Annotated in this window: 1 protein-coding gene; it reads right to left on the bottom strand. The window is 71.4% G+C overall.

The annotated features are described in order from the left end of the window. Positions 1 to 212 precede the first annotated feature (212 nt). On the bottom strand, positions 213 to 437 hold a 225-nt coding region (locus AC1DCG_RS25140), incomplete at its 5' end, for a hypothetical protein (protein WP_477041758.1).

Raw genomic sequence — 437 nt, 5'->3', positions numbered from 1 at the left:
CGCTCGGTCTTGGGCGCGGCGGCGGCCGGGCTGGCGCCCTGGGCCATCGCGGCCAGTGGAGACAGGGCGGCGGCGGCCATCAGGCCAGCCAGGACGATGCGGCGGGAAACGGTCATGTTCTGGACTCCGTGATGCGGGATTGGGGGCTGGCGGCGCCTGGCAAACGTTCGGAAACGATCGCCGGCGCCCGCAAGCCTGCTAGGGGTGGATGATCAGCGTGCCGCCGGGGCACTGGCCGGCGCAGGCGCTGCCGCAGCCGGGCGTACCTGCTGCAGTGCAGCGGCGGCGCGGGTGTCCTTCGGATTGCGCTTCACGGCCTGGGCGTAGGCCTGTTCGGCCAGGCGCCGGTACACATCGCCCAGATTGCTATAGGCGATGGCATAGTCGGGGCGCGAATCCAGCGCGGCGAGCAGTTCGGCTTCGGCACGCTTCAGGTC

It is taken from the genome of Caulobacter sp. 10L414, from assembly GCF_056395525.1.
The sequence above is the reverse complement of the archived record's forward strand: the minus strand, read 5'-3'. Positions and strand labels throughout refer to the sequence as shown.